Consider the following 26,174-nt stretch of genomic DNA (forward strand, 5'->3'; position numbering starts at 1 on the left):
GCGGTGTGGCACGGCTCGTCGGGCGGCGCGCCGATTACGCTGGGGGCATGACTGGACGCATCCTCGTGGTCGACGATGACACCGCTCTCGCCGAGATGATCGGCATCGTCCTCGGCACGGACGGTTTCGAGACGGCGTTTTGCGCGGACGGTGAGGCGGCCGTCGCGGCCTGGCGCGCGGAGAAGCCCGACCTCGTGCTTCTGGACCTTATGCTCCCCGGCAAGGACGGCATCGCGATTTGCCGCGAGATTCGCGCGGAGAGCGGCGTGCCGATCATCATGCTCACGGCTCGGTCGGACACGACCGACGTCGTCTCGGGGCTCGAGGCGGGGGCCGACGACTACATCGTCAAGCCCTTCAACCCGCAGGAGCTCGTGGCGCGGATCCGTACCCGCCTGCGCCCCGTCCCCGCGGACGACGCGCAGAGCCTCCGGATCGGCGACCTCGCGATCGACGTCGCGGCGCACGAGGTTCACCGCGGCGACGCGGTCATTTCCCTGACCCCGCTCGAATTCGAGCTGCTCGTCGCGCTCGCCTCGAAGCCGCAGCAGGTGTTCACGCGCGAGCAGCTGCTGGAGCAGGTGTGGGGGTATCACTATAAGGCCGACACGCGCCTCGTGAACGTGCACGTCCAGCGCCTCCGCTCGAAGATCGAGATCGACCCCGACAACCCCCGCATCGTGATGACGGTGCGCGGCGTGGGATACCGCGCCGGCGCCGTCGCCTGACGTCGACATGCCCCTGCTCCGGCCCCGCGTGCGCGCGATCGCTCGCATCGCGCGGCGAGCGCTCCGGCGGCCGGTCGTCGCCTGGCGGCAATCGATGCGCTTTCGCACGATTCTGCTCACGACCGCGACGACGACGATCGCGATCCTCATCGCGATCGTCTGGGCCGCGCTGGCGATCCAGACCGACCTCTTCGACGCGCGCCGGCAGCAGGTGACGGAGGCGACCAACCGCACGATCGAGTTCACGCAGGAGAGCGTCGCGGACGCCGCGCCGCTCGCGACCGACCGAGCGGCGGTGCAGGCCCTGCGCAACACCATGCTCGACAACCTCAAGACGGCCTCGTCCTCGACCGAGTTCATCCTGGGCTTTCCCATCCCGGAGCAGTCGACCGACCTGGCTCCGAGCGCGTTCACGCTGCGGCCCGACCTGTTCGGTCCCGAGCTCTTGTCGGACGCCCTGCGCGAGCAGGTTCGCACGGTCTCGGACACGCAGTGGTGGCAGTCGATCGCGCTCACGCTCGAGGACGGCAGCGAGATCCCCGCGATCGTCGTCGGTCAGCAGCTCGAGATGCCGGGGGTCGGGGTGTACGAGGTGTACCTGGCGTACCCGCTCGTCGACGTCGCCGATACCCTGGCCTTCGTGCAGTTCACGCTGTGGATCACGGGCGTCGCGCTCGTGATCCTCGTGGCGGGGATCATGTGGCTCGTCATGCGCGCCGTTACCGCGCCGATCGTCGAGGTCTCGGCGACGAGCGAGCGCTTCGCGGCGGGAGACCTCTCCGCGCGGTTGGCCGCGCACGGCGACGACGAGCTGGCGACCCTCGCTCGCTCGTTCAATCAGATGGCTGACAGCATCGAGTCGCAGATCCGCGAGCTCGCCGATCTCTCCCTCGTGCAGCAGCGCTTCGTCTCCGACGTCTCGCACGAGCTCCGCACGCCGCTCACGACGATCCGGCTCGCCGCCGGCGTGCTCTACGGCGAGCGCGGCACCTTCGCGCCCATCGCGGCGCGCTCGGCCGAGCTGCTCCACGAGCAGGTGAGCCGGTTCGAGGAACTGCTCACCGACCTCCTGGAGATCAGCCGCTACGACGCGGGATCCGTCGAGCTGGAGCGCGAGGACGTGGGCCTGTCCGAACTCGCGGTCGCAGTGGTCGACGGCATGGCGGAGATCGCCCGCCAGCAGGGCACCGATCTGCGCGTGCGGCCAGCCGACGGCGATGACATCGTCGAGATGGATGCGCGCCGCGTCCGCCGCGTCCTCCGCAACCTCGTCGGCAACGCGATCGAGCACGGCGAAGGGCAGCCCATCGACATCACGGTCGTCGCGGGGCGCGACGCCGTCGCCGTCGGCGTGCGCGACTACGGGCTGGGGATGCGGCCCGAGCACGTCGAACGCGTCTTCGACCGATTTTGGCGGGCGGATCCCTCGCGTCAGCGCACGCTCGGCGGCACGGGGCTGGGGCTGTCGATCGCCCTCGGCGACGCGACACTGCACGGGGGCACGCTCGAGGTCTGGTCCCACCTGGGCGTCGGCACGCACTTCGTCCTGACGCTGCCCCGGGATCGCGACGCGGGGTTTGCGGTCTCCCCGATCGCCGTCGAGCCGCCGGAGGCGCTGACGGTCGGCGACCAGCTCGCGGGCAACGGCCCGAGCACCGAGACGCTCGTCGTGCACCACGAGAACACGCGGGAGGGGCAGGAATGAGGATGCGGCGCGCGTCGGCGGTGGCGGCGATCGGGGCGGCGCTGCTGCTCGCGGGGTGCGCCGGGCTCCCGACCACGGGGTACGTGCAGCCGGGCGAGGAGGTCGGAAGCACGTCGTCGGACGTCCGCTGGCAGTTCACCCCGGAGGGTCCAGCGGACGGCGCCTCGCCGGAGGACATCGTGCTCGGGTTCCTCGACGCGAGCGAGAGCCCGGCGGGCGACTGGGCCATCGCTCGCGAGTTCCTCACGGCCGACGCCGCGGCGGAGTGGGAACCTGAGGCCCGCGTCACGGTCGACAGTGTGAACGAGCGTGAGGTGAGCGACTTCGTGGCGAGCGACACGTCGGACGAGGCGGGCGTCGTCACGGCGCGGGTGACCCCGACGGCGGTCGTCTCCGACGAGGGGCAATACGCGGCGAGCGCGGGCATCGTCCGCCGCCTGGAGTACGAGCTCGCGCTGGTCGACGGCCAGTGGCGGATCGCCGAGGCGCCGGACGGCGTCGTCGTCCAGAGCGGGAGCTTCGAGAGCATCTTCACCGCCCAGGCCGTGTTCTTCTCCGCACCCGGCGGACGGCTCGTCCCCGACGTGCGCTGGCTCGCCGACACGGGCGATCAGACCCAGCGCCTCACGGAGCTCCTCGTCGAGGGCGACCCGTCGTCGTGGCTCGCGCCCGCGGTGACGACCGCGTTCTCCAACGTGACGGTCGCCGGCAGCGTGACGGTCGAGGACGGCGTCGCTACCGTTGCGTTGTCGGAGGAGGCCCTCGATGCCGCGGACGCCGTGCGGGCGCGCATGCGCTCGCAGCTCGAGAACACGCTCGCCGGTGTCGGGGCGACCGAAGTGCGGATCACCGTGGCCGGCCGGGAGGTGTCGGCGCCGTTGGACAACGTCGTGGACGTCCGGCCGGACGCCCGTGCCATCGCCCTGACCGAGGACGATTTCGGCTATCTCTCGGGCGGCGAGATCACCCCGATCGAGGGACTGACCGAGGCGATGATCGCGCGGTTCACGCCCGACTCGGGGGAGGGCGATCCTGCCACCGCGATCACGGTCTCGGCCGACCTGAGCCAGGCGATCGTGCAGACCGCGAGCGAACAGCTGTGGCGCGTGCGCGCGGACGGGACGTTCGAAGCGCTGAGCTACGAGGGGGGCTGGGTCGAGCCCTCGCTGGATCCGTTCGGGTACGCGTGGGCGGCGCAGGCGAGCGGCACGGCCCCCGTGCGCGTCTGGGGCGACGGCGAGGGGCGCGCCCTCGCGGAGGTGTCCGATTTCTCGGAGATCGTCGCGGTCGAGGTCTCGCGCGACGGGGCACGCGTGGCGATCGCGGGCATCCAGGACGATCGCTCGGTCCTCCTCGTCGCGGGCGTCGAGCGCGACGAGGACGGGGCGCCCGTGGGCCTCACCGAGCCGATCGAGATCGGGGCGTACACCGAGCCGATCGACGGCGTGGCCTGGGTGACGGACGCCGTCGTTGCGGCGACGATCCCGTCGGACGGGCGCACCATCATCCGCGAGCAGATTGTGGGAGGAACATCGACGTCGATAACGGCGCCGTATGTCGTCACGGCCATGACATACGGCAATCCGCAGTCTCGGGAGCGGATCCTCACCTCGGACGGCTCGCTCTATGTGCGCGCGACGACGGGCTGGGGACAGGCGGGACAGGGCGTCGTCGTGCTCGCCACGCAGATGGGCGCTCCCCCCGCCCTCTGACGCGTCCCCACCCCGCGCCGGCGGCGTGTCCTCCCCGGCGCGCGGCCGCCGGCGGGGCGCCAGGAGCTCGGATCCGGCAGGGTCGAGGAATGGATCCGATGCGTCCGCGGTGGCACGAGGCCCTCGCCCTCGTGCTGCCCGTCGCGTGCGCGGGCTGCGGGGCGCCGGGCGAGGCCGTGTGCGGGCCGTGCCGCCGCGCATGCCGGCCCGCGCCGCTCGCGGTCGCGCTGCCGGGCGACGCGGGCGCGGCGTGGGCGGGGCTCGCGTACGACGGCGTCCCCGCGCGCGTTCTGCGCGCGCTCAAGCAGTCGGGGCGGACCGGCGTCGCCAGGGCGTTGGCCCCGGCCCTCGCCGCGGCGCTCGAGGCCGCCTCGGACGGGCGCCCCGTGTGGGCCGTTCCCGTCCCGCAACGGCCGGAATCGGCGAGGCGGCGCGGGTTCCACGTCGCCGAGCTGCTCCTCGGCGCCGCGGGCGCCCGCCCCCGCCGCGTGCTGAGCTGGGGCCGCGCCGTCGGCGACCAGCGCGGCCTGGGCCGAGGCGCCCGCGAGGAGAACCTGGCGGGGGCCCTCGTGGCCGACGCCCGCGGCGCCGGGCGTGTCGTGCTCGTCGACGACGTGCTCACCTCGGGCGCGACCCTCGCGGAGGCCGTGCGCGCCGCGCGACACGCCCGGCTCGACGTCGTCGGGGTCGCCGCGCTGGCCGCCACCCCTGCCCGCGTCCCCGCGCCGGACGGGGCGGCGAGCCCCGCGAGGAGATTCATTCGGAACGGAAAGCAATCGATGGGTGACACGGCGGTGAACTCTCAGTACGGTGAGACCACGTAGCGACCGAGGTTCGCTCACTCCGGGCGAACCGGAATGGGAGGCACAGGATGGACACCAGCATCGTCGGCGTGGGCGTCAGCATCACCGATCGGTTTCGCACCGTGATCGATGAGAAGCTCTCGCGCGTCGAGACCCTCGCTCCCCGGGCCGATCGGCTCGACGTTAAGGTCACGCAGTCGGCGCACCATCGGGGCCGCGTCGAGGAGGCCAAGGTCGAGCTGACCGTCACGGGCAAGGGCAAGGTCGCGCGCTCGGAGGCCCGCGCCGAGGACAAGTTCCAGGCGCTCGAGGTCGCCCTCGACAAGCTGACGACGCAGCTGCGTCGCGCGAAGGACAAGAAAGTGACGGATCGCCAGCGCCCGCACGGCGCGCACCTCGAGAAGGGCACGGGATCCCTGGCCGGCATCGACATCACCCCCGTCGACGCGGCCACTCTCCACGCCGTCTCGACCGGATCCGTGCCGGTGCAGGAGGAGCAGACGGAGGAGGAGTACTCGCCCGTCGTCATCCGCACGAAGACGTTCGGCCCGGAGTGGATGACCGTCGAGGAGGCCGTCGACCGGATGGAGCTCGTCGGCCACGACTTCTTCCTCTTCGTCGACGCGCGCACCGACCACCCCAGCGTGGTGTACCGCCGCCGCGGCTGGGACTACGGCGTCATCTCGCTCGAGACGCAGGCCCCGCCCGAGGAGCAGCTGGCGAGCTAGGGAGACACACCCCTCACGTGGGTGGCAGGCGGGGCACGGCCTCGACCAGCGCCCGCGTGTAGGGATGGCGGGGCGCGGCGAGCACGGTGCTCGTCGCGCCCCGCTCCACGATGCGGCCCCGCTCGAGCACGATAGACTCGCGGCACAGCTCGGCGACGACGCCGAGGTCGTGCGAGACCATAACGAGCGCCATTTCCTCGCCCTGGAGGAGCTCCTGCAGGAGGTCGACGATCGTGACGCGGGTCGTCACGTCGAGCGCGCTGACGGGCTCGTCCGCGAGGAGCACGCGCGGCCGCGCGACGATCGCGCGCGCGATCGCGATGCGCTGACGTTGCCCGCCGGAAAACTCGTGCGGGAAGCGGCGCGCCGCGTCTTCGGGGAGCCCGACGCGGGCGAGGGCCCGGCCCACGCGCGCGCGGACCTCGGCGCCGCGGGCGAGGCCGAGCGAGACGAGTGGCTCCGCAACTGTCGCGCCCACGCGCCGGCGCGGATCGAGGGAGGCGCGCGGATCCTGGAAGACGCACTGCACGTCGCGGCGGAACGCGCGCATCCGGGCGCGGTCGCGGCGCGCGAGCGCCTGTCCGGCGTAGCGGACGGCCCCGGTCGTCGGGGCCTCAATCCCGAGCAACAGCCGGAGGATGGTGGACTTGCCGGCGCCGGACTCGCCGACGATCGCGAGGCGCCCGCCCGCGGGCACTTCCAGCGAGGCGTCGGACAGCGCGGGCGCGGTGGATCCGCGATACCGCACGGTGGCCCGGTCGAGGGCGAGGAGGGGGTCGGTGCTCATGCGGTCCTCCCGGGGCGGGCGGCGTTTTCGAAGCGCCGCGCGGCGGCGACGAGGTCGGCCGTGTAGGCCGCGCGCGGCCGCCGCAGGAGGGCGTCGACGGGCCCCTCCTCGACCACGGCCCCGGCGCGCAGCACGAGGCCGCGATCGGCGATTCGGGAGACGACGGCGAGGTCGTGGCTGACGAAGACGACGGCCATGTCGCGGGAGCGCGCGAGGCGGTCGATGAGGGCGAGGACCTCCGCCTGCACCGACACGTCGAGCGCGGTCGTCGGCTCGTCGGCGAGCAGCACCCGCGGATCCGCCGCGAGCGCGATGGCGAGCGCCACGCGCTGGCGCTGTCCGCCCGACAGCTCGTGGGGGAAGGCGCGCGGGATCCGCGGATCCGTGAGGGCGACGTCGGCGAACAGCCGCGCGACCTCGCTGCGGAGCGCCGCGCCGCGCAACCGCCGGTGCCGGGCGAGGGGGAGCGCGACCTGCCGCCCCACCCGCATGAGCGGGTCGAGCGCCGTCGCGGGCTCCTGGAACACCGGCGCGGCGATGCGCCCGCGCACGCGGACGAGGTCGCGTTCGGGCGCCGTGATCGCGTCGACGCCGCCCAGGTGGATCCGCCCCGACGCGGTCAGCTGCTCCGGGAGCAGGCCGAGGATCGCGAGCGTCGTGAGCGACTTGCCGGAGCCCGATTCCCCGATCAGGCCGACCCGCTCGCCCGGGCGCACGGAGAAGCTGAGGTCGTCCACGAGCACCCGGTCGCCGGCGCGGATCGACAGGGCATCCACCTCGAGCACGGGCGCGGTCACGATGCCCTCCCGACGCGCTGGGTGCCGGGGTCGAGCACGTCCCGCAGGCCATCGGCGATGAGGTTCACGCCCACGACGAGGACGATGAGGAGGATCCCCGGAACGATCGCGCCGGCGGGCTGCACGAGTACGGTCTGCTGCGCCTCCTGCAGGAGGCGACCCCACGATGCGTTGGGCGGCGGGGCCCCGAGGCCGAGGTACGACAGGCTCGCCTCGGCCAGGACCGCGAGGCCGAACTGCAGCGCGAGGCTGACCGCCAGCGTCGTCCACACGTTCGGCAGGACGTGGCCGAAAACGAGGCCCGGCCAGCGGGTTCCCGCGGCGCGGGCGGCGGTGACGAAGTCGGACTCGAGCACGCGCACCGCGAGGATCCGCGTCAGCCGCGCGATGATCGCGCTCTGCGCGATGCCGATCGCGAGGATGGCCGTGCCGAGGCTCGCGGGCTGCGCCGCGACGATCAGCATCGCGACGAGGAGCGTGGGGAAGGCGATGAGAATGTCGAGGAACGCGGCGATCGTGTCGTTGAGCCAGCCGCGCGCGAAGGCCGCCGCGATGCCGCACGCGACGCCGAGCACCGCGGCGATGGCCACGGCGCCGAGGCCCGAGGCCAGCGCGATCCGAGCGCCGATCATGACCTGGGTAACGAGGTCGCGCCCAAGCCGGTCGGTGCCGAGCGGGTATCCGTCCGTGCCGGGAGGGACGAGGCGGCCGCCCGACGTATCGGATAGCGGGTGCGGCAGCCAGACGAACGAGACGACCGCGATCAGGGCGATGAGACCCGCCAGCACGATGCCGGCGGCGAGCGTCGCGCGACGTCGCGTCATGACGCCGCCCCCGCCGCGCCGACGCGCGGGTCGATGAGGCGCTGGCAGATGTCCGCGACGAAGCCGATGACGAGGACCGCCAGCGTCGTCACGACGAGCACGCCCTGAATCACCGGGTAGTCGTGCTGTTCGATGCCGGTGACGAGGAGCGATCCGAGCCCGGGGAGGGCGAACACCTGCTCGACCACGACGGCGCCGAGCAACGCGGAGGCCAGCTCGATGCCGAGCACCGCGACGACGGGGGCGGCGGCGCTGCGCGCGCCGTGCTGGCGCATCGCCTGACCGAAGGTGGCGCCCATCGCGCGCGCCGTGCGCACGAAGTCGCTCCCCGCGACGTCGAGGACCGCCGAGCGCACGTAACGGATGAGGGACGCGCTCATGACGATCGCGACCGTGACGACGGGCAGCACGAGGTCGGTCGCGGCGGCGAGCGGATCCGCCCATCCGTCGATGGGGAACCCGCCGGCGGGGAGGATCCGCAGGCGCAGCGCGAAGACCACGACGAGGATCATCCCGAGCCAGAACACGGGAACGGCGATGCCGAGCTGCGCCACGGCGCCGAGCGCCTGGCCGTACCACGTCCGCGCGCGCGTCGCGGCGACGTAGCCGCACGGCAGCGCGATGGCGACCGCGAGCGCGAACGCCGCGGCGGTCAGGGGGAGCGTCACGCGCAGGCGCTGGACGACCTCGGGGCCGACCGGGAGCCCGCTGACGAGGGACGTGCCGAGGTCGCCCGTCGCGGCCTGCGCGATCCACGCGGCGAACTGCGCGGGCAGGGGCTGGTCGGATCCCACCGCGGCGCGCGCCGCCTCGATCTGCTCCTCCGTCGCCCCGACGCTCGCGAGCGCGTTGGCGGGGTCGCCCGGCAGTACGCGGAGGAGGAAGAACACGACGACGCTCGCGAGCGCGAGCGAGACGAGAAGGAAGGCGGCGCGCCGCAGCAGGAATCGCGTCACGCGCGCGTCACGCCGCCTTCTCGATGTCGTACGCGAAGAACTGCGAGTTGAGGCCGTTGACGGGGTAGCCCGACAGCGCCGACGAGGCCACGACGATCTGGGGGTACAGGTAGAGCCACTCGCTCGCGGCCTCCTCGGCCGTCGTGCGCGCGACGAGCTTCAGCAGCTCGGTCTGCTCGGCCTCGCTCGAGACGAGCTCGGACTGGGCGACCCATTCCTGGACCTCGGCGTTGTCGTATCCCCAGTAGAAGTCGGGGTTGCCGTACCAGACGAGGTCGCGGTCGTTCACGTGCTCCTGCATCGTGGCCTCGAAGTCGCGGTTCTGATAGACCTTCGTGTACCACTCGTCCGAGGTGATCGTGTTGATCTCCACCGTGATACCGACCTCGGCGAGCTGCGACTGGATGAACGTGGCGGCGGTCGGGTGCGGATCGTAGTTCGGCGTGTCGAGCGTGAACGTGAACCCGTCCTCGTAGCCCGCCTCGGCGAGGAGGTCCGCGGCGCGGTCCGGATCGTACGTGTCGAGGTCGGTCAGGTCCTCGAACCACGGATCCGTCGGCGGCACCATCGAGCCGATGAGCGTGCCGTAGTCACCCCACACGGACTCGAGGAGCTTCTCGTCGTCGATCGCGGCGGACACGGCCTGGCGCACCCGGACGTCGTCGAAGGGCGCGGCCGCGTCGTTGAAAGCCAGCAGGAGCTTCGTCGTCGAGTTTCCGTCGGTGATCGTGAAGTCGTCGGTCTGCTCGAACTGCGCGAGCCCGTCGGGGGACTGCTGGCTCGTGACGACGTCGACGGCGCCCGTGAGGAGGGCGTTGTTCAGCGAGGTCGCGTCGCTGAAGTAGGTGAACACGACGCCGCCGTTGGCGGGCGCCTCGCCCCAGTAGTCGTCGTTGCGCACGAGGCTAAGGGCGGATCCGCGGGTCCACGTGTCCAGAACGTACGGGCCCGTGCCGTCGGCCTCGGAGGAGCGGTTGCCCTCGAACGCGCTGTTGACGATCCACACGTACGAGAGGTTGTAGAGAAAGGAGATGGAGCGCTCCGAGAGGGTCACCCGCACGGTCTGGTCGTCGACCGCGGCGACGGAGTCGATGACCTCCAGCTGGCTCTTGCGCGCCGACTGCGAGTCGTCCGCGATGACCTTCTCGATCGAGTAGACGACGTCGTCGGCCGTGAGCGTCTTGCCGCTGGCGAAGGACACGCCGTCCTGCAGCGTGAACGTGTACGTCAGGCCGTCTTCACTCACCTCGTGCGCGGCGGCGAGCAGCGGCTCGACCTCGCCCGAGTCGGCGAGGCGGTACAGGCCCTCGTACACGTTGCCCGTGAGAGCCTCCGTGACGCCCTGCCCGCCGCCGGAGGTGTTGTCGAGGTTCTGGGGCTCGTACAGGGATCCGACATAGATCGTGGCGTCGGCCTGGGCGACGCCACCCTCATCGGGGCCGGGGTTCTGGCTCGACGAGCACGAGGTGAGGACGAGCGCGCCGGCAAGTGCGGCGGCCGCGAGCGGGGTCGTGAGGCGCATGGGGATCTTTCTGCTGTGTGTCAGTCGCGAAAGCGCGGTGTCTTTTCGCCGGCCGTGACGGGGACGGCGAGGCGGTTCTGGAGGGGAGGCATGGGGCAGTTGTACTGGTCGCTGAAACCGCACGGCGGGACGAAGGCGCGGTTAAAGTCGAGCGTGACGGCGCCGCCCGACGGGTCGTCGACGAAGAGGAACCTGCCGGCGCCGTACGTCTCGGATCCGTTCGTCGGATCCCCGAACACGAGGAGGAGCCGGCCGTCGTCGTCGAACGCGCTGAGCGCGTACTCGTGCCCGGCGATCGCGGCGTGGATCGTGCCCGGCACCGCCTTCTCGCGCGTGCCGCCGTTGTCGCGGAGGTGCTCGAAGGCGACGGTGTGCCCGTCGGGCGCGCGCTCGTAGCGGGCGGGGATCACCCAGTCTGGGTCGTACGCGAAGCTCTCGACGCCGGCGAACCGGCGGTTCGCGGGGGAGTCGACGTCCCAGAACCGCAGCCCGTGCTCGGGCGCGCCCGTGTCGATGTTCTCGCGCGTGAGCGTCGTCACGTGGACGGAGGGCGCCAGGCCGCGCTGCGCCGCGTCGAGGTCGGGCGCCTCGCCGGGCGCCAGCCAGCGCGTCTCGACGAGCGCGAGGTTTCCCTCGGGGGCGGTGAGGGCGTCGCGGCGCGCGGCGCGCCACGCGTCCCAGGCGGCGCGATCGGAGGAAGTAGTCATCCGCACAATTCTATGAGCGATGTGGCGCGCCCGGCGCCGACCGTTCAGTCGAAGATGTCGCCGATGAGGCCGCCGAGGAGCGCCCCGCCGATGAGGCCGCCGATCATGTCGCCGCCGCCCATGCCCCCCATGCCGCCGCGGCCGCCGAAGCCGCCCCGGTAGCCCCGCATGCCGTCGTCGTACCCGCCGTGACGGGAGGAGTCGATGTCGCGCTGCGCGAGCTGCATCGCCTCGTGGGCGAGCTGCGCCGCGCGGCGGGCGAGCGACTGCGCGCGCTCGCGCGTGTCTTCGTCGGCGACGAGCGTGCCCGCGTCGATGCGCACGCGCTCGGCCTCGGCCAGGCGCGTGCGCGCGTCGGCTCCCACCCAGCCGCGGTGCCCGTCGATGAGGCTGCGGGCGTGCGAGATCGCCCGGTCGGCCGCGTCCACGTCGTGGCGCACGTGGTCGATCGAGGGGATGTTGCGCTGCGCGCGCTCGCGGGCGGCGTCGAGCGCGGCGTTCTTCTCGCTGAGCGCCGCGAGCTCCGCGAACGGGTCGCTCGGGGTGCCCGCAGGGGTCACGGCGGCGAGCGCCTGCTCGAGCTCGGCGATCGCCTGGCGCACCCGGGCGGATCCGCTCTCCGCGCGCGCCTCGAGGAGATCGCTTCGGGAATCGGCGACGACGTCCGACAGGGTCGTCTGGGTGCGCATCGCCTCGATCTCGAAGTCATCGACCGCGTCGAGGATCGTGCGCGCCCGGCGCACGGCCTCCGTCGCCGTCTCGAGGGCGACCATGGCGTCGTCGCGGCGCCCGTCCGCGCGCCGGCGCCCCGCGACCTCCGCGGAGTGTCGCGCGAACTCGAGCAGCTGGCGCGCCTCCGCGGGGTTGGCGCCGATGCGCTGGATCGCCGCAGGGGAGTACCGCGCGCCCAGCCGCGCGATGGTCTCCTCGGCGCCGGGCAGCCGCTCGGCGAGTGCCGCGGCCTCGGCGCGCACCCGCTCGAGGGTCTGCGGCGCCTCGCGGACCTTCTCGATGCGCTCGCGCAGCACCTCGGTCCGCTCGTCGAGCACGTCTTCCGCCCAGTCGCACAGCTGCGCGATGCGCGCGTTGCGCGTGCGGAGCTCCTCGGGGGTGTCGGGGATGTGGTCGTGGTTGAGCTGGTGCAGCTCGAAGGCCTCGCGCATGTGCGTCGCGACCGCGTCGAGGCCGTCGCGCAGGTCCTTGGTCGCGGCGTCGCCGAGCTCGGCCGACGCGAACTCGAGCTCGTCGCGCGTCGTGCGGATCCGCTCGTCCGCCGCGACGAGCGCCTGCTGCGCGCGCACGGCGAGGTCCGCGTCGGCGGCGTCCTGCTTCTCCTGCTCGACGCGCTTCCTCTTGCCCCAGAACACCATGCCTCGATCCTAGGGCGTGTCTCCCTCCGCGCCCGGCCTATGGATCGGCCGGGGCGCCCCGAGCCCTGAGCGCGAACATCGGGTCGGGCGGATAGCATGGGCGGGTATGCCCGCGGCCGGACGGCGGCGGGCGCCGGCGAGTGATCAACGCACCCGCCGCATCGGATCGAGGAGTGACACGTGGCAAATCCGTTCGAGAAGCTGCTCCGCGCGGGAGAGGGACGGCTGCGGCGCCGCTTGCAGCGCGTCGTCGACGCGGTCAACGCGCTCGAGGAGGACTACGCGCAGCTCACCGACGAGGACCTGCGGAACGAGACCGCCGAGCTGCGCGCGCGCCACGAGAACGGCGAGAGCCTCGACCAGCTGATGCCCGAGGCGTTCGCCGCCATTCGCGAGGCCGCCAGCCGCACGCTCGGCATGCGGCCGTACGACGTGCAGCTCATGGGCGGCGCGGCCCTGCACCTCGGCAACATCGCCGAGATGAAGACCGGTGAGGGCAAGACCCTCGTCGCCACCCTCCCCGCGTACCTCAACGCGATCGCGGGCAAGGGCGTCCACGTGATCACCGTGAACGACTTCCTCGCGTCCTACCAGGCCGAGCTCATGGGGCGCATCTTCCGCGCCCTTGGCATGACGACGGGCGTCATCGTGTCCGGCCAGACCCCGGCGCAGCGCCGCGAGCAATACGCCTGCGACGTGACCTACGGCACGAACAACGAGTTCGGCTTCGACTACCTGCGCGACAACATGGCGTGGCGCAAGGAGGACCTCGTCCAGCGCGAGCACTTCTTCGCCATCGTCGACGAGGTCGACTCGATCCTCATCGACGAGGCGCGCACGCCGCTCATCATCTCGGGCCCGGCCGCGGGCGAGGCCAACCGCTGGTTCGCCGAGTTCGCCAAGATCGCCCGCACCCTCGAGGAGGGCGTCGACTACGAGGTCGACCTGAAAAAGCGCACGGTCGGCGTCCTCGAGCCCGGCATCGAGAAGGTCGAGGACTACCTCGGCGTCGAGAACCTCTACGAGTCGGCGAACACGCCCCTCATCTCGTTCCTCAATAACTCCATCAAGGCGATCGCGCTGTTCAACCGCGACCAGGACTACGTCGTCATGAACGACGAGGTCATGATCGTCGACGAGCATACGGGGCGCATCCTGGCCGGCCGCCGCTACAACGAGGGCATGCACCAGGCGATCGAGGCGAAGGAGAACGTGCCGGTCAAGGCCGAGAACCAGACCCTCGCCACCGTCACGCTCCAGAACTACTTCCGCCTCTACGACAAGCTCGCCGGCATGACCGGTACGGCCGAGACTGAGGCCGCCGAGTTCATGTCGACCTACCAGCTCGGCGTGATCCCGATCCCGACGAACAAGCCCATGGTCCGCAAGGACGAGCAGGACCTGATCTACCGCACGGAGCAGGGCAAGTTCGCGCAGGTCGTCGAGGACATCGCCGAGCGCCACGAGACGGGGCAGCCCGTGCTCGTCGGCACGGTCAGCGTGGAGAAGAGCGAGCTGCTGTCCACGCTCCTGTCGAAAAGGGGGATCCGCCACGAGGTCCTCAACGCGAAGAACCACGCGCGCGAGGCGGAACTGGTCGCCCGCGCGGGACGGCTCGGATCCGTCACGGTCGCGACAAACATGGCCGGCCGCGGCACCGACATCATGCTCGGCGGGAACGCCGAGTTCCTCGCCGTCCAGGAGATGAAGTCGCGCGGCCTCGACCCTGACGAGACGCCCGACGAGTACGAGGCCGCCTGGGACGAGGTGTTCGAGTCCGTCAAGCGCACGGTCGACGCCGAGGGCGACAAGGTCCGCGAGGTCGGCGGCCTGTACGTGCTCGGCACGGAGCGCCACGAGTCCCGCCGCATCGACAACCAGCTCCGCGGGCGATCGGGTCGTCAGGGCGACCCGGGCGAGAGCCGCTTCTACCTCTCGCTTGAGGACGAGCTCATGCGACGCTTCCGCTCGCCGCTGGCCGACGCGATGCTCGCGCGCACCGACTTCGACGACTCGCAGGTCATCACGGGTCGCGCCATCACGGGCCTCATCCGCAACGCGCAGGCCCAGATCGAGTCGCGCAACGCGGAGTCGCGCAAGAACGTCCTGAAGTACGACGACGTGCTGAACCGCCAGCGCCTCGCGATCTACTCCGATCGGCGCGTCATCCTCGAGGGCGACGACATCAAGGGGCGCGTGGAGCGCTTCCGCGAGGACGCGATCACCCAGGTGATCCGCGAGCACACCGCGACGGGCCACAACGAGAGCTGGGACTTCGACGCGCTTTGGACGGAGCTTAAGGCGCTCTACCCCGTGGGCGTGACGATCGAGGAAGTGGCCGCCGAGGCCGCGGGCCGCAAGGGCGGGATCGATCAGGCGGGCCTCATCCGCGAGATCCTGAGCGACGCGCGGATCGCGTACGACGCGCGCGAGAAGGCGCTCGGCGAGAAGGCGATGCGCGAGCTCGAGCGCCGCGTCGTGCTGCAGGTGCTCGACCGCCGCTGGCGCGACCACCTGTACGAGATGGACTACCTCAAGGACGGCATCGGCCTCAGGGCGATGGCGCAGCGGGATCCGCTCATCGAGTACCAGCGCGAGGGTCACTCGATGTACGAGTCGATGATGGGCCAGATTAAGGAAGAGACCGTCGGGTATCTCTTCAACCTCGAGGTCAAGGTCGGCACCTCCGCCGACGGCGCGGAGCAGGTCGAGGCGAAGGGGCTCGAGGCGACGCCGGATGCGCCGCAGCAGCTGGCGTACTCCGCGCCCGACGAGGACGGGGCCGTCGAGGTCCGCGACGACACGGGGCAGGTGCGCAGCGGCGACACGGCGCGCGCGCAGCGGCCCACGGGCGGATCCGCCGCGCCCCAGAACCGCGAGGAGCGGCGGCGCCAGGCAAAGAAGGACCGCGGCTAACGCGCGTCGAGCGGGCCCGTGGTGGAGGAATCCGCCGCGGGCCCGCTCGCGTGTCGCCCCGGGGGTATGGCGGACCGTATCCTGGCAGGATGAACAGCCCCCGTCCCCTGGACCAGTCCTCCAAGCTCCGCAACGTTCTCTACGAGATCCGTGGCGCCGCACTGGCAGAGGCGACGCGGCTGGAAGCCGACGGGCACACGATCCTCAAGCTGAACACGGGAAACCCGGCGATCTTCGGCTTCGAGGCGCCGTATCAGATCGTGCGCGACATGCTGCGCGCGGTCCCCGCAGCGCACGGATACAGCGACAGCCGCGGCATCGTCGAGGCGCGCCGCGCGATCGTCAGCCGGTACGAGAACGAGCCGGGGTTCCCGCGCGTCGATGTGGATGACGTCTACCTCGGCAACGGCGTGTCGGAGCTCATCACCATGACGATGCAGGCGCTACTCGACGACGGCGACGAGGTCCTCATCCCCGCGCCGGACTACCCGTTGTGGACGGCCATGACGAGCCTCGCGGGGGGCACGCCCGTGCACTATCTCGCCGACGAGGACAACGCCTGGCAGCCCGACCTCGAGGACATCCGCGCCAAGGTCACTCCGCGCACGAAGGCCATCGTCGTCATCAACCCGAACAACCCCACGGGCGCGGTGTACTCGCGCGAGGTCCTCGAGGGCATCGTTGAGATCGCGCGCGAGAACTCGCTCCTGCTGCTCAGCGACGAGATCTACGACCGGATCCTGTTCGACGGCGCCACGCACATCCCGACCGCGTCGCTCGCGCCGGACCTGCTGTGCCTGACCTTCAACGGGCTGTCGAAGACCTACCGCGTGGCGGGGTACCGCTCCGGCTGGATGGTCATCACGGGGCCGAAGGGCCACGCGGGCGGGTTCCTCGAGGGGATCCAGGTGCTCGCCTCGACCCGCCTGTGCCCCAACGTGCCCGCGCAGCACGCCGTGCTGGCCGCCCTCACCGGCACGCAATCGATCGACGCGCTCATCGCGGCGGACGGCCGCCTGCACGACCAGCGCGACGTCGCGTGGGAGGGCCTCAACGCCATCCCCGGCGTGAGCTGCGTACAGCCGCAGGGCGCGCTCTACGCGTTCCCCCGGCTCGACCCGAACGTGCACGAGATTCACGACGACAAGCAGCTCATCTACGACCTTCTCGTCGCGGAAAAGATCCTGCTGGTCGAGGGAACGGGCTTCAACTGGCCGACCCCCGACCACCTCCGCGTCGTGACGCTGCCGGAGAAGCGCGTGCTCGCCGAGGCCGTGGAGCGCCTCGGTAACTTCCTCGCGTCGTACCGGCAGTAGGAGCTCAGAGCACGGCGAGGCTGGTGGCGCGCCAGCGCGCGTCGTAGCCCTCGAGGCGCAGGGCCACGGCGCGCGTCCGCAGCGGTGTCGCGACCACCGCGGTCGCCTCCACGACGCCGTCGGCGGGGTGGGACACGTGCACGGAGCGGATCGCGTAGGTCGGCCGGAGCGCCGACTGCGCGCGGGCGCTCCGTGCCCGGGCCGCGAGGTTGGCGCGGACGACGAGGGCGCGGTACGGGTCCTCCGCCAGCCAGCGGGCCAGCTGGTCGACCTCGCGGACCCCCGCGATGACCTCGAGGACGCCGCCCGCGAGCGTCGCGATGAGTGGCTCCGGATCCGGCAACGCGTCGGTGCGCGTGTGTTGCGGCGCGAACAGGTCGCGTATTTCGTTCTCGGTGTGTCTGGTGCGTGCGCCAAGAGTCATTTCTTCCCCCCGTACCGTTCGGCGATGCCCATGGATATCGGTGCCGCCTAGGACACCACGGGGCGGCCGCCGAGGGGAGAGGCAGATATGCCTGTGGGCGCCTCGGCGCCCCCTGCGGCCGGCCGCTAGTCTCGCTCGCATGACGGACCCGACCGGGGGCGACTTCCTCGACGAGTTGGAGCGGCGCTTCGCCGAGGAGCGCGCTGCCGAGCGGCGCGCGCACGACGAAGAGGGGGAGCGGACACGGCGCGCGGCGCGGACGCTGCGCGACCGACTCGTGGACCTCGCGGGCGGCGGCCGCGTCGTCCTCGAGCTCGCGGGCGAGGGATCGGTCCCCGCGCGGATCGTCGCGGTCGGCGCGGACTGGGTCGCCGCCGAGGGGGACGACGGCGCGGGGCTCGTCGCGCCGATCGACGCAGTCGTTGGCTGGCGGGGCGCGGAGCCCGTCCGCGCCGCCGGGCCCGAGGATCCCCTCCGCAGGCGGGCGGGGTTCGGCTATGTGCTGCGCGCGCTGACCCGGCGCCGGCAGGCGATCCGGGTGCACCGGCGCGACGGGCGCGTCGCCAGCGGCACCCCGCGCCAGGTCGGGGCGGATCACCTCGACCTCGCGCTCCACGATCTCGCGGGCGCGCCGCGCGCGTCCGAGGTCACGGGCGTGGCGATCATCGCGTTCGGGGCGATCTCGTCGATCCGGATCCCGCGGGCGGCGGACGTGCGGGAATTCTGACGAGCGCTCAGAAGGGCGAGTGCGTGCCCCAGACGTCGGGCATGCTCGCGACGTTGGACTCGTGCCAGAGCGCGTGCCGGCGGCTCTCTTCGTTGCGGTCTTCGAGGTAGTCCCGCACGCTGTCCTTCTCGACGCGCCACACCGGCGGCGAGCCGACGCGCACGCCGCGGAGCGCGCCCTCCTCGATGAGGGCAACGACCTCGTCGGGCGCGATCGCGAGCAGCTCGGCGACCGCGGAGGGCGTGAGCAGGTGCGCGCCGGGGCCTGTCGACATGCCTCCATTATGCGGCGTGCCGCGTCCGGTCGCACCGCGCGCGGGAGCCTGTGGATAACTTTCGGGCCGCAGCGGGAGAATCTGCCACGATCGCGGCATGGCAACCACCGTCTCGCGGCGCCGGCGCCGGCTCGATCCGCGCTTCTTCGTCGGCATCGTCCTCGTGCTGGGCTCCGTCGCGGGAGTGTGGGCGATCGTCGACGGCGCTCGGAACACGGAGCCGGTCCTCGTCGCCCGGGAGGCGCTGGTGCCGGGCCAGGCCGTCACGGCGGGCGACGTCGAGGCCGTCGATGTTCAGCTGGCCGCGTCCCAGGAGGCCTACCTGACTCCGGACGACCTCGCCGACGGCGTCGTGGCCGTGCGGACCATCGCGCCGGGCGAGCTCGTCCCGGCCGCGGCGGTCGGGGCGGCCGCCTCGGCCGGCACGACCACCGTGGTGGTGCGCAGTGCGCTGGAGGCGCCCGCGGGCGTCGTGCCCGGTACGCCCGTCGAGCTGTGGGCGGCGCCCCTCGTCGCGCCGGGGTCGTATGGCGAGCCGGTCGTGGTGGTCGAGCGCGCCGTCGTCGCGGCGGTTCTCGAGGACGACGGCGTCGTGGCCGACCCGGGGTCGCGCCTGGAGCTGGTGATCGACCGCGACGAGGTCGCGGACGTCCTCGGGCACACCGCGGGCGGATCCGCCCTCTCGGCTGTGCCCACGTCGGGCGGCGCCGGGTGAGCGTCCTCGTCGCCGTCGACCCACCCATCGGGCCGCGCGTGGCGGAGGAGATCCGCGCGGAGGGCGTCGAGGTCGCGGCCCTCGTGCGGGCGGACGAGCTCGTGGGCGCCGTCGCGGACCCGGCCTCCCGCGTCTGGGACGCCCTGCGCGAGGCGGACAGCGTGGTCGCGCCGGCGACGCGCCAGGTGCTCGCCCCCGAGGTGATCGCGATGTGCGATCGCAGCGGGGCGCGGCTGGTGATGCTCGCCGAGCGCCCGTCCGAGCGGCGGGCGGTTGCCGCCTTCGGGCTGGCCAGCCCCGTGTCGCCGGACGCGACGGGCGCGCAGATCGTCGCCGCGATTCGCGCGGAGGAGCTCGACGAACGGCGTCACGACGCCGTGGCGGAGGGGTCGGTGACGGTGGTGTGGGGCCCGCACGGGGCGCCGGGGCGGACGACCGTTGCGCTCGCACTGGCGGCCGCGCGCGCCCGCGGCGGAGACCGCGTCGCGCTCGTGGACGCCGACACGCACGCGCCGTCAGTCGCGCAGCGGCTCGCGCTCCCGCCGGAGGCGCCGGGGTTCCCGGCCGCGTGTCGACAGACCGACTACGGCGTCCTCGACGGCGCGGAGCTCACCCGACTGAGCGCGCAGGTGTCGGCCGGGGACTGGTCGCTCGAGGTTCTCACCGGCATCAACCGACCCGAGCGCTGGCCCGAGCTCTCCGCGCGGCGGGTCGCGGAGGCGCTGCAGGTCGCGCGCTCGTGGGCCGACGCCGTCATCGTCGACGTCGCGGCGCCCGTCGAGCGCGACGAGGAGATCGTGAGCGACATCGAGGCGCCGCGGCGCAACCAGGCCGCGCTCGCGGCCCTGTCGACCGCCGACCGCGTGATTGCCGTGGGCCAGGCGGATCCCGTGGGCCTCGCGCGCCTCGTGCGCGGGCTGGACCAGCTCGAGGCCGCGGCGCCGCGCGCCGAGGTGATTCCCGTCGTCAACCGCGTGCGTCCGGGCCCGTTGGGTCTGGACCCGCGCGGCCAGGTTCGCGAGGCGCTCGCCCAGCACGCGGGGGCGGACGCCGCGCACCTCCTGCCGGACGATCCGGCCGGGTGCGACAGGGCGCTGCGCGCGGCCGCGCCCGTGCTGCCGCGGCGCCGCGCCCCGCTCGCACACGCGGTGTCGCGGCTCGCGGCTACGCTGTAGAGGGTGTCGACCCTCAGCGATCTCCTCACCGCCCAAGACCGTCTCAGCGAGACGGACATCGAATGGCTCCACCGCGTGCACGGCGACGGCCAGCTGCTCGCCGACCTGGCATCGGCCGACATCGTGATCTGGGGGCAGACCACCGACGACTCGTTTCAGGCCGTCGGGCACGTGCGCCCGAGTGGATCCGCGACTCTCTTCTACCGCGACATCGTCGGGGAGAAGGTGCGCCCCCAGTGGCAGAGCCAGGTCCGCGAGGCCTTTCAGAGCGGACTCATCGTCGACTCGACGAGCCCCGAGTGGTTCGAGGAGACGCCCACGCGGGTCAAGGCGGTGCCGATCGTGCGCCGCGGCACGGACGGGCGCTCCGTGCTCGGCGTGCTGACGCGCCACACAAACCTCAGCGAGGTGCGCGCGCCGTCGCGCCAGCAGCTCACGTTCGACGAGTGCGCCGACGCGATCTTCGGCATGATCGCGACGGGGGACTACCCCGACACCACGGCGCCCATGGGGCCGCGCCGCGGCGCGCCCCGCGCGGCCGACGGCATGATCCGCCTCGACGTGGACGGCGTCGTGACCTTCGCGAGCCCCAACGGCCTGTCCGCGTTCAACCGGATCGGGTTCGTGGACGAGCTCGAGGGCGAGACGCTCTCCGACGTCGCGCGCACGATCATGCCGACCGAGCGCGACGCGTCGGCCGACGAGTCCTCGCTCCCGGTCCTCCTCACGGGGCGGTCGCCGTGGCGCAGCGACATCCAGGCCCGCGGCGTGACGGTCGCGCTGCGGATCATCCCGCTCCGCGATCACGGCGAGCGCATCGGCGCGATCGTGCTGTGCCGCGACGTGAGCGAGCTTCGCAACCAGGAGCAGGAAATCATCACGAAGGACGCGACGATCCGCGAGATCCACCACCGCGTCAAGAACAACCTGCAGACCGTCGCGTCTTTGCTCCGGATCCAGGCGCGGCGCACCTCGAGCGACGAGGCGCGCGAATCGCTCCTGCAGGCGATGCAGCGCGTGGCGGCCATCGCCGTCGTGCACGACACCCTCTCCGAGGGGCTGTCGCAGAAGGTCGACTTCGACGAGGTGTTCACGCGCGTGCTGCGCCTCGTCGCGGAGGTCGCGGCGGCGCAGAACACGGTGGCGCACACGCGCAAGACCGGGACCTTCGGGACCCTGCCGAGCGAGTACGCGACGCCCCTCGCGCTCGCGCTGACCGAGGTCGTCACCAACGCCGTCGAGCACGGCCTCGCGGGCCGCGAGGGCGACGTGGAGATCGTCGCCGAGCGGTCGGAGCACACGCTGACCGTGCGGGTGCGGGACACGGGCAGCGGGCTGCCCGAGGGTCAGGTGGGGCGCGGCCTCGGGACGCAGATCGTCCGGACCCTGATCCAGGGCGAGCTCAGCGGATCCATCGAGTGGCAGACGATTTCCGGGACGGGCACCGCGTTCGACGGCGGCACGGAGGTCGTCATCGAGATCCCGATGCGCTGGATCCGCTCCTGAGACGGCGAACGCCCCGCCGGAGGCGGGGCGTTCGGTCGCGCGGACGGTCAGCTGGCGCGGCGGGCGCGCGCGGCGCGGCGCTTGAGCGCGCGACGCTCGTCCTCGCTGAGGCCGCCCCACACGCCCGAGTCCTGCCCGGTCTCGAGGGCGTACTGCAGGCAGACCTCGGTCACGGTGCACTGCGCGCACACGGACTTGGCCTTTTCGATCTGGTCGACGGCCGGCCCGGTGTTTCCGACGGGGAAGAACAGCTCGGGGTCGACGGTCAAACAGGCGGCTTTGTCACGCCAATCCATGTGGTGGTGCTCCTTGCGAGGTGGGGTCTTTCCGGGGGAGATTCAGCGTTCATCGTCGGGTCGATTAGGCTGGATGTGCGACGGGGCTCGTGGCCACGCGCCCCACCACGCTGTGGGAAACACACCGTTAACAATTGTCATACAGGTGCCCCCGTCGATCAAGGGTTTTTCGAAATTGCCCGGTCGCGAGCCGATCCGTCGGCCGGGCGCCTTCGGAAAGGCGCCCATGTCCTCTCCCTCGCTCGCCCGCGGCCGCGCGACATACGTGGCGGTGGGGCTGCTCGCGCTCGAGGCGCTCGCGCTCGCCGTCGTCACCGGCTGGCAGGTCGTCTGGGCCGCGTCGACGCCCGTCGCGGCGATGCCCACCGCGATCGCGCTCATCGTCCTGTCCGCCCTCGGCGCCTTCGCGATCGCGTCGTTCGCGACGGGCGTGTGGCGCGGGCGATCCTGGGGGCGCTCGGGTGGCATCGTCGTCCAGGTGCTCATCTTCGCGATCGCGGTTGGATCCGTCACCGGCGCGTACGCGCACTGGGGGATCGCGGCGCTGTTTGCCGCGCCCGCGATCGTCGGCTTCGTCGCGCTTCTCGGATCCGCTCGAGAGGCGCACCCGTCGACCCCGAGCGACTGATCGGGAATACCTCCGACCGGGTGTCGTTGAACTTGACATGGCTCGACTCAATGTCTGAAAGTTGAGCCGTATCGAGTCAACCTCACGAAGGGGAGGGCCATGCCCGACACCACCCAGCCCGACGACGGTGCGCGGTCGTTCGACGACTTCCTCGCGCGTTACCTGGCGTCCGAGCGTGCCCGCTCGGCGCGCTCGATCGACCTGACCCGCGTGCTCAGCGCGCGCACGATGGACGCCGTGCAGGCCGCGGGGCGATTCGCGCTGGAGCGCGGCCAGGCGGAGCTCGACGCCCTGCACGTCCTCCGTGGCCTCGTCGCGGATCCCGCGATCGCGCGCGTGCTCGACGCGATCGGCGCGGATCCGCGCGAGATCGCCGCGTCGGCGGAGGCGTCGCTGCCCGCCGCGGCCGCGGCCGCCGACGCCGACGCGGCGACGATGACCCCGGCGCTGCGGCGCGCGCTCCTTCAGGCCGTGCAGGTCGCGCGTTCCACGGGGTCGACCTACGTGGATCCCGAGCACCTCTTCTTCGCCCTCGTCCTGGCCCAGGACGCGGCGGCCGGGCGCATCCTCGAGGCGGCCGGCGTCACGGCCGAGGCACTCGTGCACGCCGCGCGCGGCGAGTCCGCGCCGGAGAGCGAGGTGCGCGAGTCGCAGCAGGCGGCCGAGCCGACCGCGCTCGAGCGGTACGGCACCGACCTCACCGAGCGCGCGCGTGAAGGCCTGATCGACCCCGTGATCGGCCGCGACGCCGAGATCGAGCAGGCGATCGAGATCCTCGCGCGCCGCACGAAGAACAACCCCGTCCTCGTCGGTGAGGCCGGGGTCGGCAAGACCGCGATCGCCGAGGGGCTCGCGCGCAAGATCGCAGCCGGTGAGGTCCCGGCGGCGCTCAGCCAGGCGCGCGTGGTGAGCCTGGACATCGCCGGCATGCTCTCGGGCGCCCGCTATCGCGGCGATTTCGAGGAGCGCCTGACGTCGACGCTTGCGGAGGTCGCGGCGGCCGACGGGCGCATCGTGCTCTTCATTGACGAGCTCCACACGATCGTCGGCGCGGGCGGCGGGGAATCCGGCGCGATCGACGCGGGCAACATCCTGAAGCCGCGCCTCGCGCGCGGCGAGCTGCGGCTCATCGGCGCCACGACGCTCGCGGAGTTCCGGCGGATCGAGAAGGATCCCGCGCTCGCGCGGCGGTTCCAGCAGGTGCGCGTGGGGGAGCCGGGCATCGATGACGCGATCGCGATCCTCGGGGGACTTCGCGAGGCGTACGAGAGCCACCACGGGGTGCGGTTCACCGACGAGGCGCTGGCCGCGGCCGTGACTCTCGGCGCGCGGTACCTCCCCGAGCGCGTCCTGCCCGACAAGGCGATCGACCTGATCGATCAGGCGGGCGCCCGCCGCCGCCTGCGGACGGGCCCGGCGGCGCGCCCGGACGAGCTGCGGGCGCGCCGGGCCGAGCTGGACGAGGCGAAGCGCGACGCGGTCGCGGCGGAGCGGTACGAGGAAGCCTCGCGGATCCGCGACGAGATCGTGGCCGTCGAGGCCGAACTGGCGCGCGCCGATGCCGCGGTTCCGGTCGTGGGCGCCGAGGAGATCGCGGGCGTCATCAGCCGCCTCACGGGGATCCCCGCGGGCCGGATTGGCGCGGCCGATCGCGAGCGCCTCGCGGCCCTCGAGGACGAGCTGCACCGCCGGGTCGTGGGTCAGGACGAGGCCGTGGCGGCCATCGCCCGCTCCGTGCAGCGGAGCCGCACGGGCATGGCGGATCCGCGCCGGCCGGACGGATCCTTCCTGTTCCTCGGTCCCACCGGCGTCGGCAAGACCGAGCTCGCGAAGGCCCTCGCGGACAGCCTGTTCGACGACGAGGCAGCCGTCGCGCGCTTCGACATGAGCGAGTACTCGGAGAAGCACACGGTCAGCCGGCTCGTCGGGGCCCCTCCCGGGTACGTCGGTCACGACGAGGCCGGGCAGCTCACGGAGCGCGTGCGCCGTAACCCGTACTCCGTCGTCCTCTTCGACGAGATCGAGAAGGCGCACCCCGACGTGTTCACGCTGCTCCTGCAGGTCCTCGAGGACGGCCGCCTGACCGACGCGCAGGGCCGGACCGTCGACTTCCGGAACACCGTGGTCATCATGACCTCGAACATCGGCAGCGAGTTCCTGACCGCGCGGCAGGGGGCGATCGGGTTCTCCCGTGCGGGTGCCGACGCGGATTCGGACGACCTACGGGCGCGCGTGATGGGGCGGCTGCGCGAGACGATGCGGCCCGAGCTCATCAATCGCATCGACGAGATCGTGCTGTTCCGCCGGCTCGAGGGTGAGCAGCTCGCGCGCATCGTCGAGCTGCTCCTGGAGGCGACGCGCGCGCGGGCGGCCGCGCAGGGCGTCGAGCTCGTCGTCACGCCGGCCGCGGTGGCGTGGCTCGCCGAGCACGGCCACGAGCCCGAGTTTGGGGCGCGCCCGCTCCGGCGGCTGATCCAGCGCGAGGTCGACGATCGCCTCGCCGACCTGCTCGTCGCGGGCGCGCCGCGCGAGGTCGTGGTCGACGCCGGGCCGCATGGCCTGAGCGTCGACGACGCCACCGACGCCAACGAGGCCCGGGCGGCGTGAGCAATCTGCGCGGTGAGAGCGAGCGGTATGATGCTGTCGCGGCCGCTGACCACGGCACAATGCGGTGGATGTTCACTCCGCGTTCAGCGGTCTGACAGAACGGCCGCATAGGTTTGATCCTGCTGTGAACGGCCCCGGGGGAGTGCTCCTCCCGGGGCCGTTGGGTTTTTCCGGAGCGGGGCCCGCGCGTCAGACGAGCAAGTAGAGGGCCCCGACGACCGTCAGCCCGATCACGATCGCATCGAACAGGCGCTGGCTGAGGCGCGTCACGGCCCAGCGCCCGATGGCGGCCCCGACGAGCACCGGAACGACGAGGAGGGCGTCCATCGCGAGGGTCGTCGGGGTGATGAGGCCGAGGCCGATCGAGAACGGCACCTTCGTGACGTTCACGACCGCGAAGAACCACGCCGCCGTGCCGAGGAACGCCTCCATCGAGAAGCGCGAGGCCAGGAAGTACATCGACATGACGGGCCCGCCCGCGTTCGCGACCATGGTGGTGAATCCGCCGAGCGAGCCGTAGAGCGCGCGCGCTCCCGGCCCCTGCCCGACCTGTTCGGAGGACGCCCGCCGGCGCCAGAGCGTGAGCGCGATCAGGCCGAGGAGGACGACCCCGATCGTCCGCCGCACCCATGCATCGTCGGCGAGAGCGAGGAAGACGACGCCGGCGAGCAGGCCGACGATGACGGAGGGCGCGAGGCGCACGAGCGCGCGCCAGTCCGCGTGGCGGCGATACAGCCACAGCGCGAGCGCGTCTCCGACGATGAGGAGGAGGAGCATCGCGCCGGTGGACTCTTTGGCCGGCAGTACGCTGGCGAACAAAGCGATGCCCAGCGTGTTCGCGCCCGGGAGTCCGGTCTTGGAGACGCCGATCGTGAGCGCGCCGATGGCCAGCGCGGCCCAGGCGACGGCGCCGAGGTCAGGAAGGATCACGAGCGACCACGCTAGCGCGCC

General features: G+C 72.4%; 24 protein-coding genes. 13 read left to right on the forward strand and 11 right to left on the reverse strand.

What is annotated here, in order from left to right:
* Positions 1–47 precede the first annotated feature (47 nt).
* The 5 genes from mtrA to raiA all read left to right on the forward strand — a co-directional run bounded on the left by mtrA (position 48) and on the right by raiA (position 5,676).
* A complete protein-coding gene (mtrA, locus tag GJQ66_RS00710; RefSeq protein WP_155047454.1) occupies positions 48–728 on the forward strand; it encodes an MtrAB system response regulator MtrA in 681 nt (226 codons plus the stop codon).
* 7 nt (positions 729–735) lie between these two features.
* Complete coding sequence (gene mtrB, locus GJQ66_RS00715; RefSeq protein ID WP_155047455.1) at positions 736–2,433, forward strand: MtrAB system histidine kinase MtrB; 1,698 nt, start codon at positions 736–738, stop codon at positions 2,431–2,433.
* Positions 2,430–4,145, forward strand: a complete 1,716-nt coding sequence (locus tag GJQ66_RS00720) for an LpqB family beta-propeller domain-containing protein (protein ID WP_155047456.1) — start codon at positions 2,430–2,432, stop codon at positions 4,143–4,145. Before mtrB ends, GJQ66_RS00720 begins: the two co-directional genes overlap by 4 nt.
* An 89-nt stretch (positions 4,146–4,234) precedes the next feature.
* Positions 4,235–4,969, forward strand: a complete 735-nt coding sequence (locus GJQ66_RS00725) for a ComF family protein (RefSeq protein WP_155047457.1) — start codon at positions 4,235–4,237, stop codon at positions 4,967–4,969.
* A gap of 47 nt (positions 4,970–5,016) precedes the next feature.
* On the forward strand, positions 5,017–5,676 hold the full coding sequence (gene raiA / locus GJQ66_RS00730; protein ID WP_155047458.1) for a ribosome-associated translation inhibitor RaiA: 660 nt from the start codon (positions 5,017–5,019) through the stop codon (positions 5,674–5,676).
* A gap of 13 nt (positions 5,677–5,689) precedes the next feature.
* Here raiA and GJQ66_RS00735 read toward each other — a convergent pair whose 3' ends face one another.
* Genes GJQ66_RS00735 through GJQ66_RS00765 form a run of 7 tightly spaced genes read right to left on the reverse strand, consistent with a single transcriptional unit; the run spans position 5,690 to position 12,639 of the window.
* The gene (locus tag GJQ66_RS00735; RefSeq protein ID WP_155047459.1) at positions 5,690–6,463 is read right to left on the reverse strand and encodes an ABC transporter ATP-binding protein; all 774 of its coding nucleotides are present in this window, start codon (positions 6,461–6,463) and stop codon (positions 5,690–5,692) included.
* Entirely contained in the window at positions 6,460–7,260 is an 801-nt protein-coding gene (locus GJQ66_RS00740) for an ATP-binding cassette domain-containing protein (protein ID WP_368732491.1), read from the reverse strand. Before GJQ66_RS00740 ends, GJQ66_RS00735 begins: the two co-directional genes overlap by 4 nt.
* A complete protein-coding gene (locus tag GJQ66_RS00745; protein WP_155047460.1) occupies positions 7,257–8,084 on the reverse strand; it encodes an ABC transporter permease in 828 nt (275 codons plus the stop codon). Before GJQ66_RS00745 ends, GJQ66_RS00740 begins: the two co-directional genes overlap by 4 nt.
* Positions 8,081–9,040, reverse strand: coding sequence for an ABC transporter permease (locus GJQ66_RS00750; RefSeq protein ID WP_368732492.1), 960 nt, complete (start codon positions 9,038–9,040; stop codon positions 8,081–8,083). The genes GJQ66_RS00745 and GJQ66_RS00750 overlap by 4 nt, the downstream gene beginning before the upstream one ends.
* A 7-nt stretch (positions 9,041–9,047) precedes the next feature.
* Positions 9,048–10,562, reverse strand: a complete 1,515-nt coding sequence (locus tag GJQ66_RS00755) for an ABC transporter substrate-binding protein (RefSeq protein WP_155047461.1) — start codon at positions 10,560–10,562, stop codon at positions 9,048–9,050.
* Between the two features lie 20 nt (positions 10,563–10,582).
* Positions 10,583–11,269 (reverse strand): DUF1684 domain-containing protein, encoded by a 687-nt coding sequence (locus GJQ66_RS00760; protein ID WP_155047462.1) that lies wholly within the window; start codon positions 11,267–11,269, stop codon positions 10,583–10,585.
* Between the two features lie 44 nt (positions 11,270–11,313).
* Positions 11,314–12,639 (reverse strand): hypothetical protein, encoded by a 1,326-nt coding sequence (locus GJQ66_RS00765; protein WP_155047463.1) that lies wholly within the window; start codon positions 12,637–12,639, stop codon positions 11,314–11,316.
* Positions 12,640–12,819: 180 nt separating this feature from the next.
* Here GJQ66_RS00765 and secA point away from each other — a divergent pair, with 180 nt between their 5' ends.
* Together secA and GJQ66_RS00775 are read left to right on the forward strand one after the other, a co-directional pair.
* Positions 12,820–15,555: a preprotein translocase subunit SecA gene (gene secA, locus GJQ66_RS00770; protein WP_368732493.1), complete on the forward strand. Its 2,736-nt coding sequence runs from the start codon at positions 12,820–12,822 to the stop codon at positions 15,553–15,555.
* An 89-nt stretch (positions 15,556–15,644) separates the two neighbouring features.
* On the forward strand, positions 15,645–16,871 hold the full coding sequence (locus GJQ66_RS00775; protein ID WP_155047464.1) for a pyridoxal phosphate-dependent aminotransferase: 1,227 nt from the start codon (positions 15,645–15,647) through the stop codon (positions 16,869–16,871).
* Between the two features lie 4 nt (positions 16,872–16,875).
* On the opposite strand, the gene GJQ66_RS00780 is transcribed toward GJQ66_RS00775, so the two are convergent.
* The gene (locus GJQ66_RS00780) at positions 16,876–17,295 is read right to left on the reverse strand and encodes an Rv3235 family protein (RefSeq protein WP_155047465.1); all 420 of its coding nucleotides are present in this window, start codon (positions 17,293–17,295) and stop codon (positions 16,876–16,878) included.
* A gap of 139 nt (positions 17,296–17,434) precedes the next feature.
* Here GJQ66_RS00780 and GJQ66_RS00785 point away from each other — a divergent pair, with 139 nt between their 5' ends.
* Positions 17,435–18,022: a hypothetical protein gene (locus GJQ66_RS00785; RefSeq protein WP_155047466.1), complete on the forward strand. Its 588-nt coding sequence runs from the start codon at positions 17,435–17,437 to the stop codon at positions 18,020–18,022.
* Positions 18,023–18,029: 7 nt separating this feature from the next.
* Here GJQ66_RS00785 and GJQ66_RS00790 read toward each other — a convergent pair whose 3' ends face one another.
* Complete coding sequence (locus tag GJQ66_RS00790; protein WP_196215768.1) at positions 18,030–18,296, reverse strand: helix-turn-helix domain-containing protein; 267 nt, start codon at positions 18,294–18,296, stop codon at positions 18,030–18,032.
* Positions 18,297–18,393: 97 nt separating this feature from the next.
* On the opposite strand from GJQ66_RS00790, the gene GJQ66_RS00795 reads away from it, so the two are divergent.
* The 3 genes from GJQ66_RS00795 to GJQ66_RS00805 are packed head-to-tail and all read left to right on the forward strand — an operon-like array spanning position 18,394 to position 21,692.
* Positions 18,394–19,011, forward strand: coding sequence for an SAF domain-containing protein (locus GJQ66_RS00795; RefSeq protein ID WP_155047467.1), 618 nt, complete (start codon positions 18,394–18,396; stop codon positions 19,009–19,011).
* Entirely contained in the window at positions 19,008–20,186 is a 1,179-nt protein-coding gene (locus tag GJQ66_RS00800) for a hypothetical protein (RefSeq protein WP_155047468.1), read from the forward strand. Before GJQ66_RS00795 ends, GJQ66_RS00800 begins: the two co-directional genes overlap by 4 nt.
* A 3-nt stretch (positions 20,187–20,189) precedes the next feature.
* Positions 20,190–21,692, forward strand: coding sequence for a sensor histidine kinase (locus GJQ66_RS00805; protein ID WP_368732494.1), 1,503 nt, complete (start codon positions 20,190–20,192; stop codon positions 21,690–21,692).
* 47 nt (positions 21,693–21,739) lie between these two features.
* On the opposite strand, the gene GJQ66_RS00810 is transcribed toward GJQ66_RS00805, so the two are convergent.
* Positions 21,740–21,988, reverse strand: a complete 249-nt coding sequence (locus GJQ66_RS00810; RefSeq protein ID WP_155047469.1) for a WhiB family transcriptional regulator — start codon at positions 21,986–21,988, stop codon at positions 21,740–21,742.
* Between the two features lie 226 nt (positions 21,989–22,214).
* Between GJQ66_RS00810 and GJQ66_RS00815 the strand changes: the two genes are divergently transcribed.
* Together GJQ66_RS00815 and GJQ66_RS00820 are read left to right on the forward strand one after the other, a co-directional pair.
* Positions 22,215–22,616, forward strand: coding sequence for a histidine kinase (locus GJQ66_RS00815; RefSeq protein WP_155047470.1), 402 nt, complete (start codon positions 22,215–22,217; stop codon positions 22,614–22,616).
* A 99-nt stretch (positions 22,617–22,715) separates the two neighbouring features.
* Positions 22,716–25,223 (forward strand): ATP-dependent Clp protease ATP-binding subunit, encoded by a 2,508-nt coding sequence (locus tag GJQ66_RS00820; protein WP_155047471.1) that lies wholly within the window; start codon positions 22,716–22,718, stop codon positions 25,221–25,223.
* A 189-nt stretch (positions 25,224–25,412) separates the two neighbouring features.
* Here the strand turns inward: GJQ66_RS00820 and GJQ66_RS00825 are convergent, their stop codons facing one another.
* A complete protein-coding gene (locus GJQ66_RS00825) occupies positions 25,413–26,150 on the reverse strand; it encodes a sulfite exporter TauE/SafE family protein (RefSeq protein WP_368732541.1) in 738 nt (245 codons plus the stop codon).
* Between the last annotated feature and the right edge of the window lie 24 nt (positions 26,151–26,174).

This window comes from Microbacterium sp. ZXX196, from assembly GCF_009709595.1.
Taxonomy (GTDB): Bacteria; Actinomycetota; Actinomycetes; order Actinomycetales; family Microbacteriaceae; genus Microbacterium; species Microbacterium excoecariae.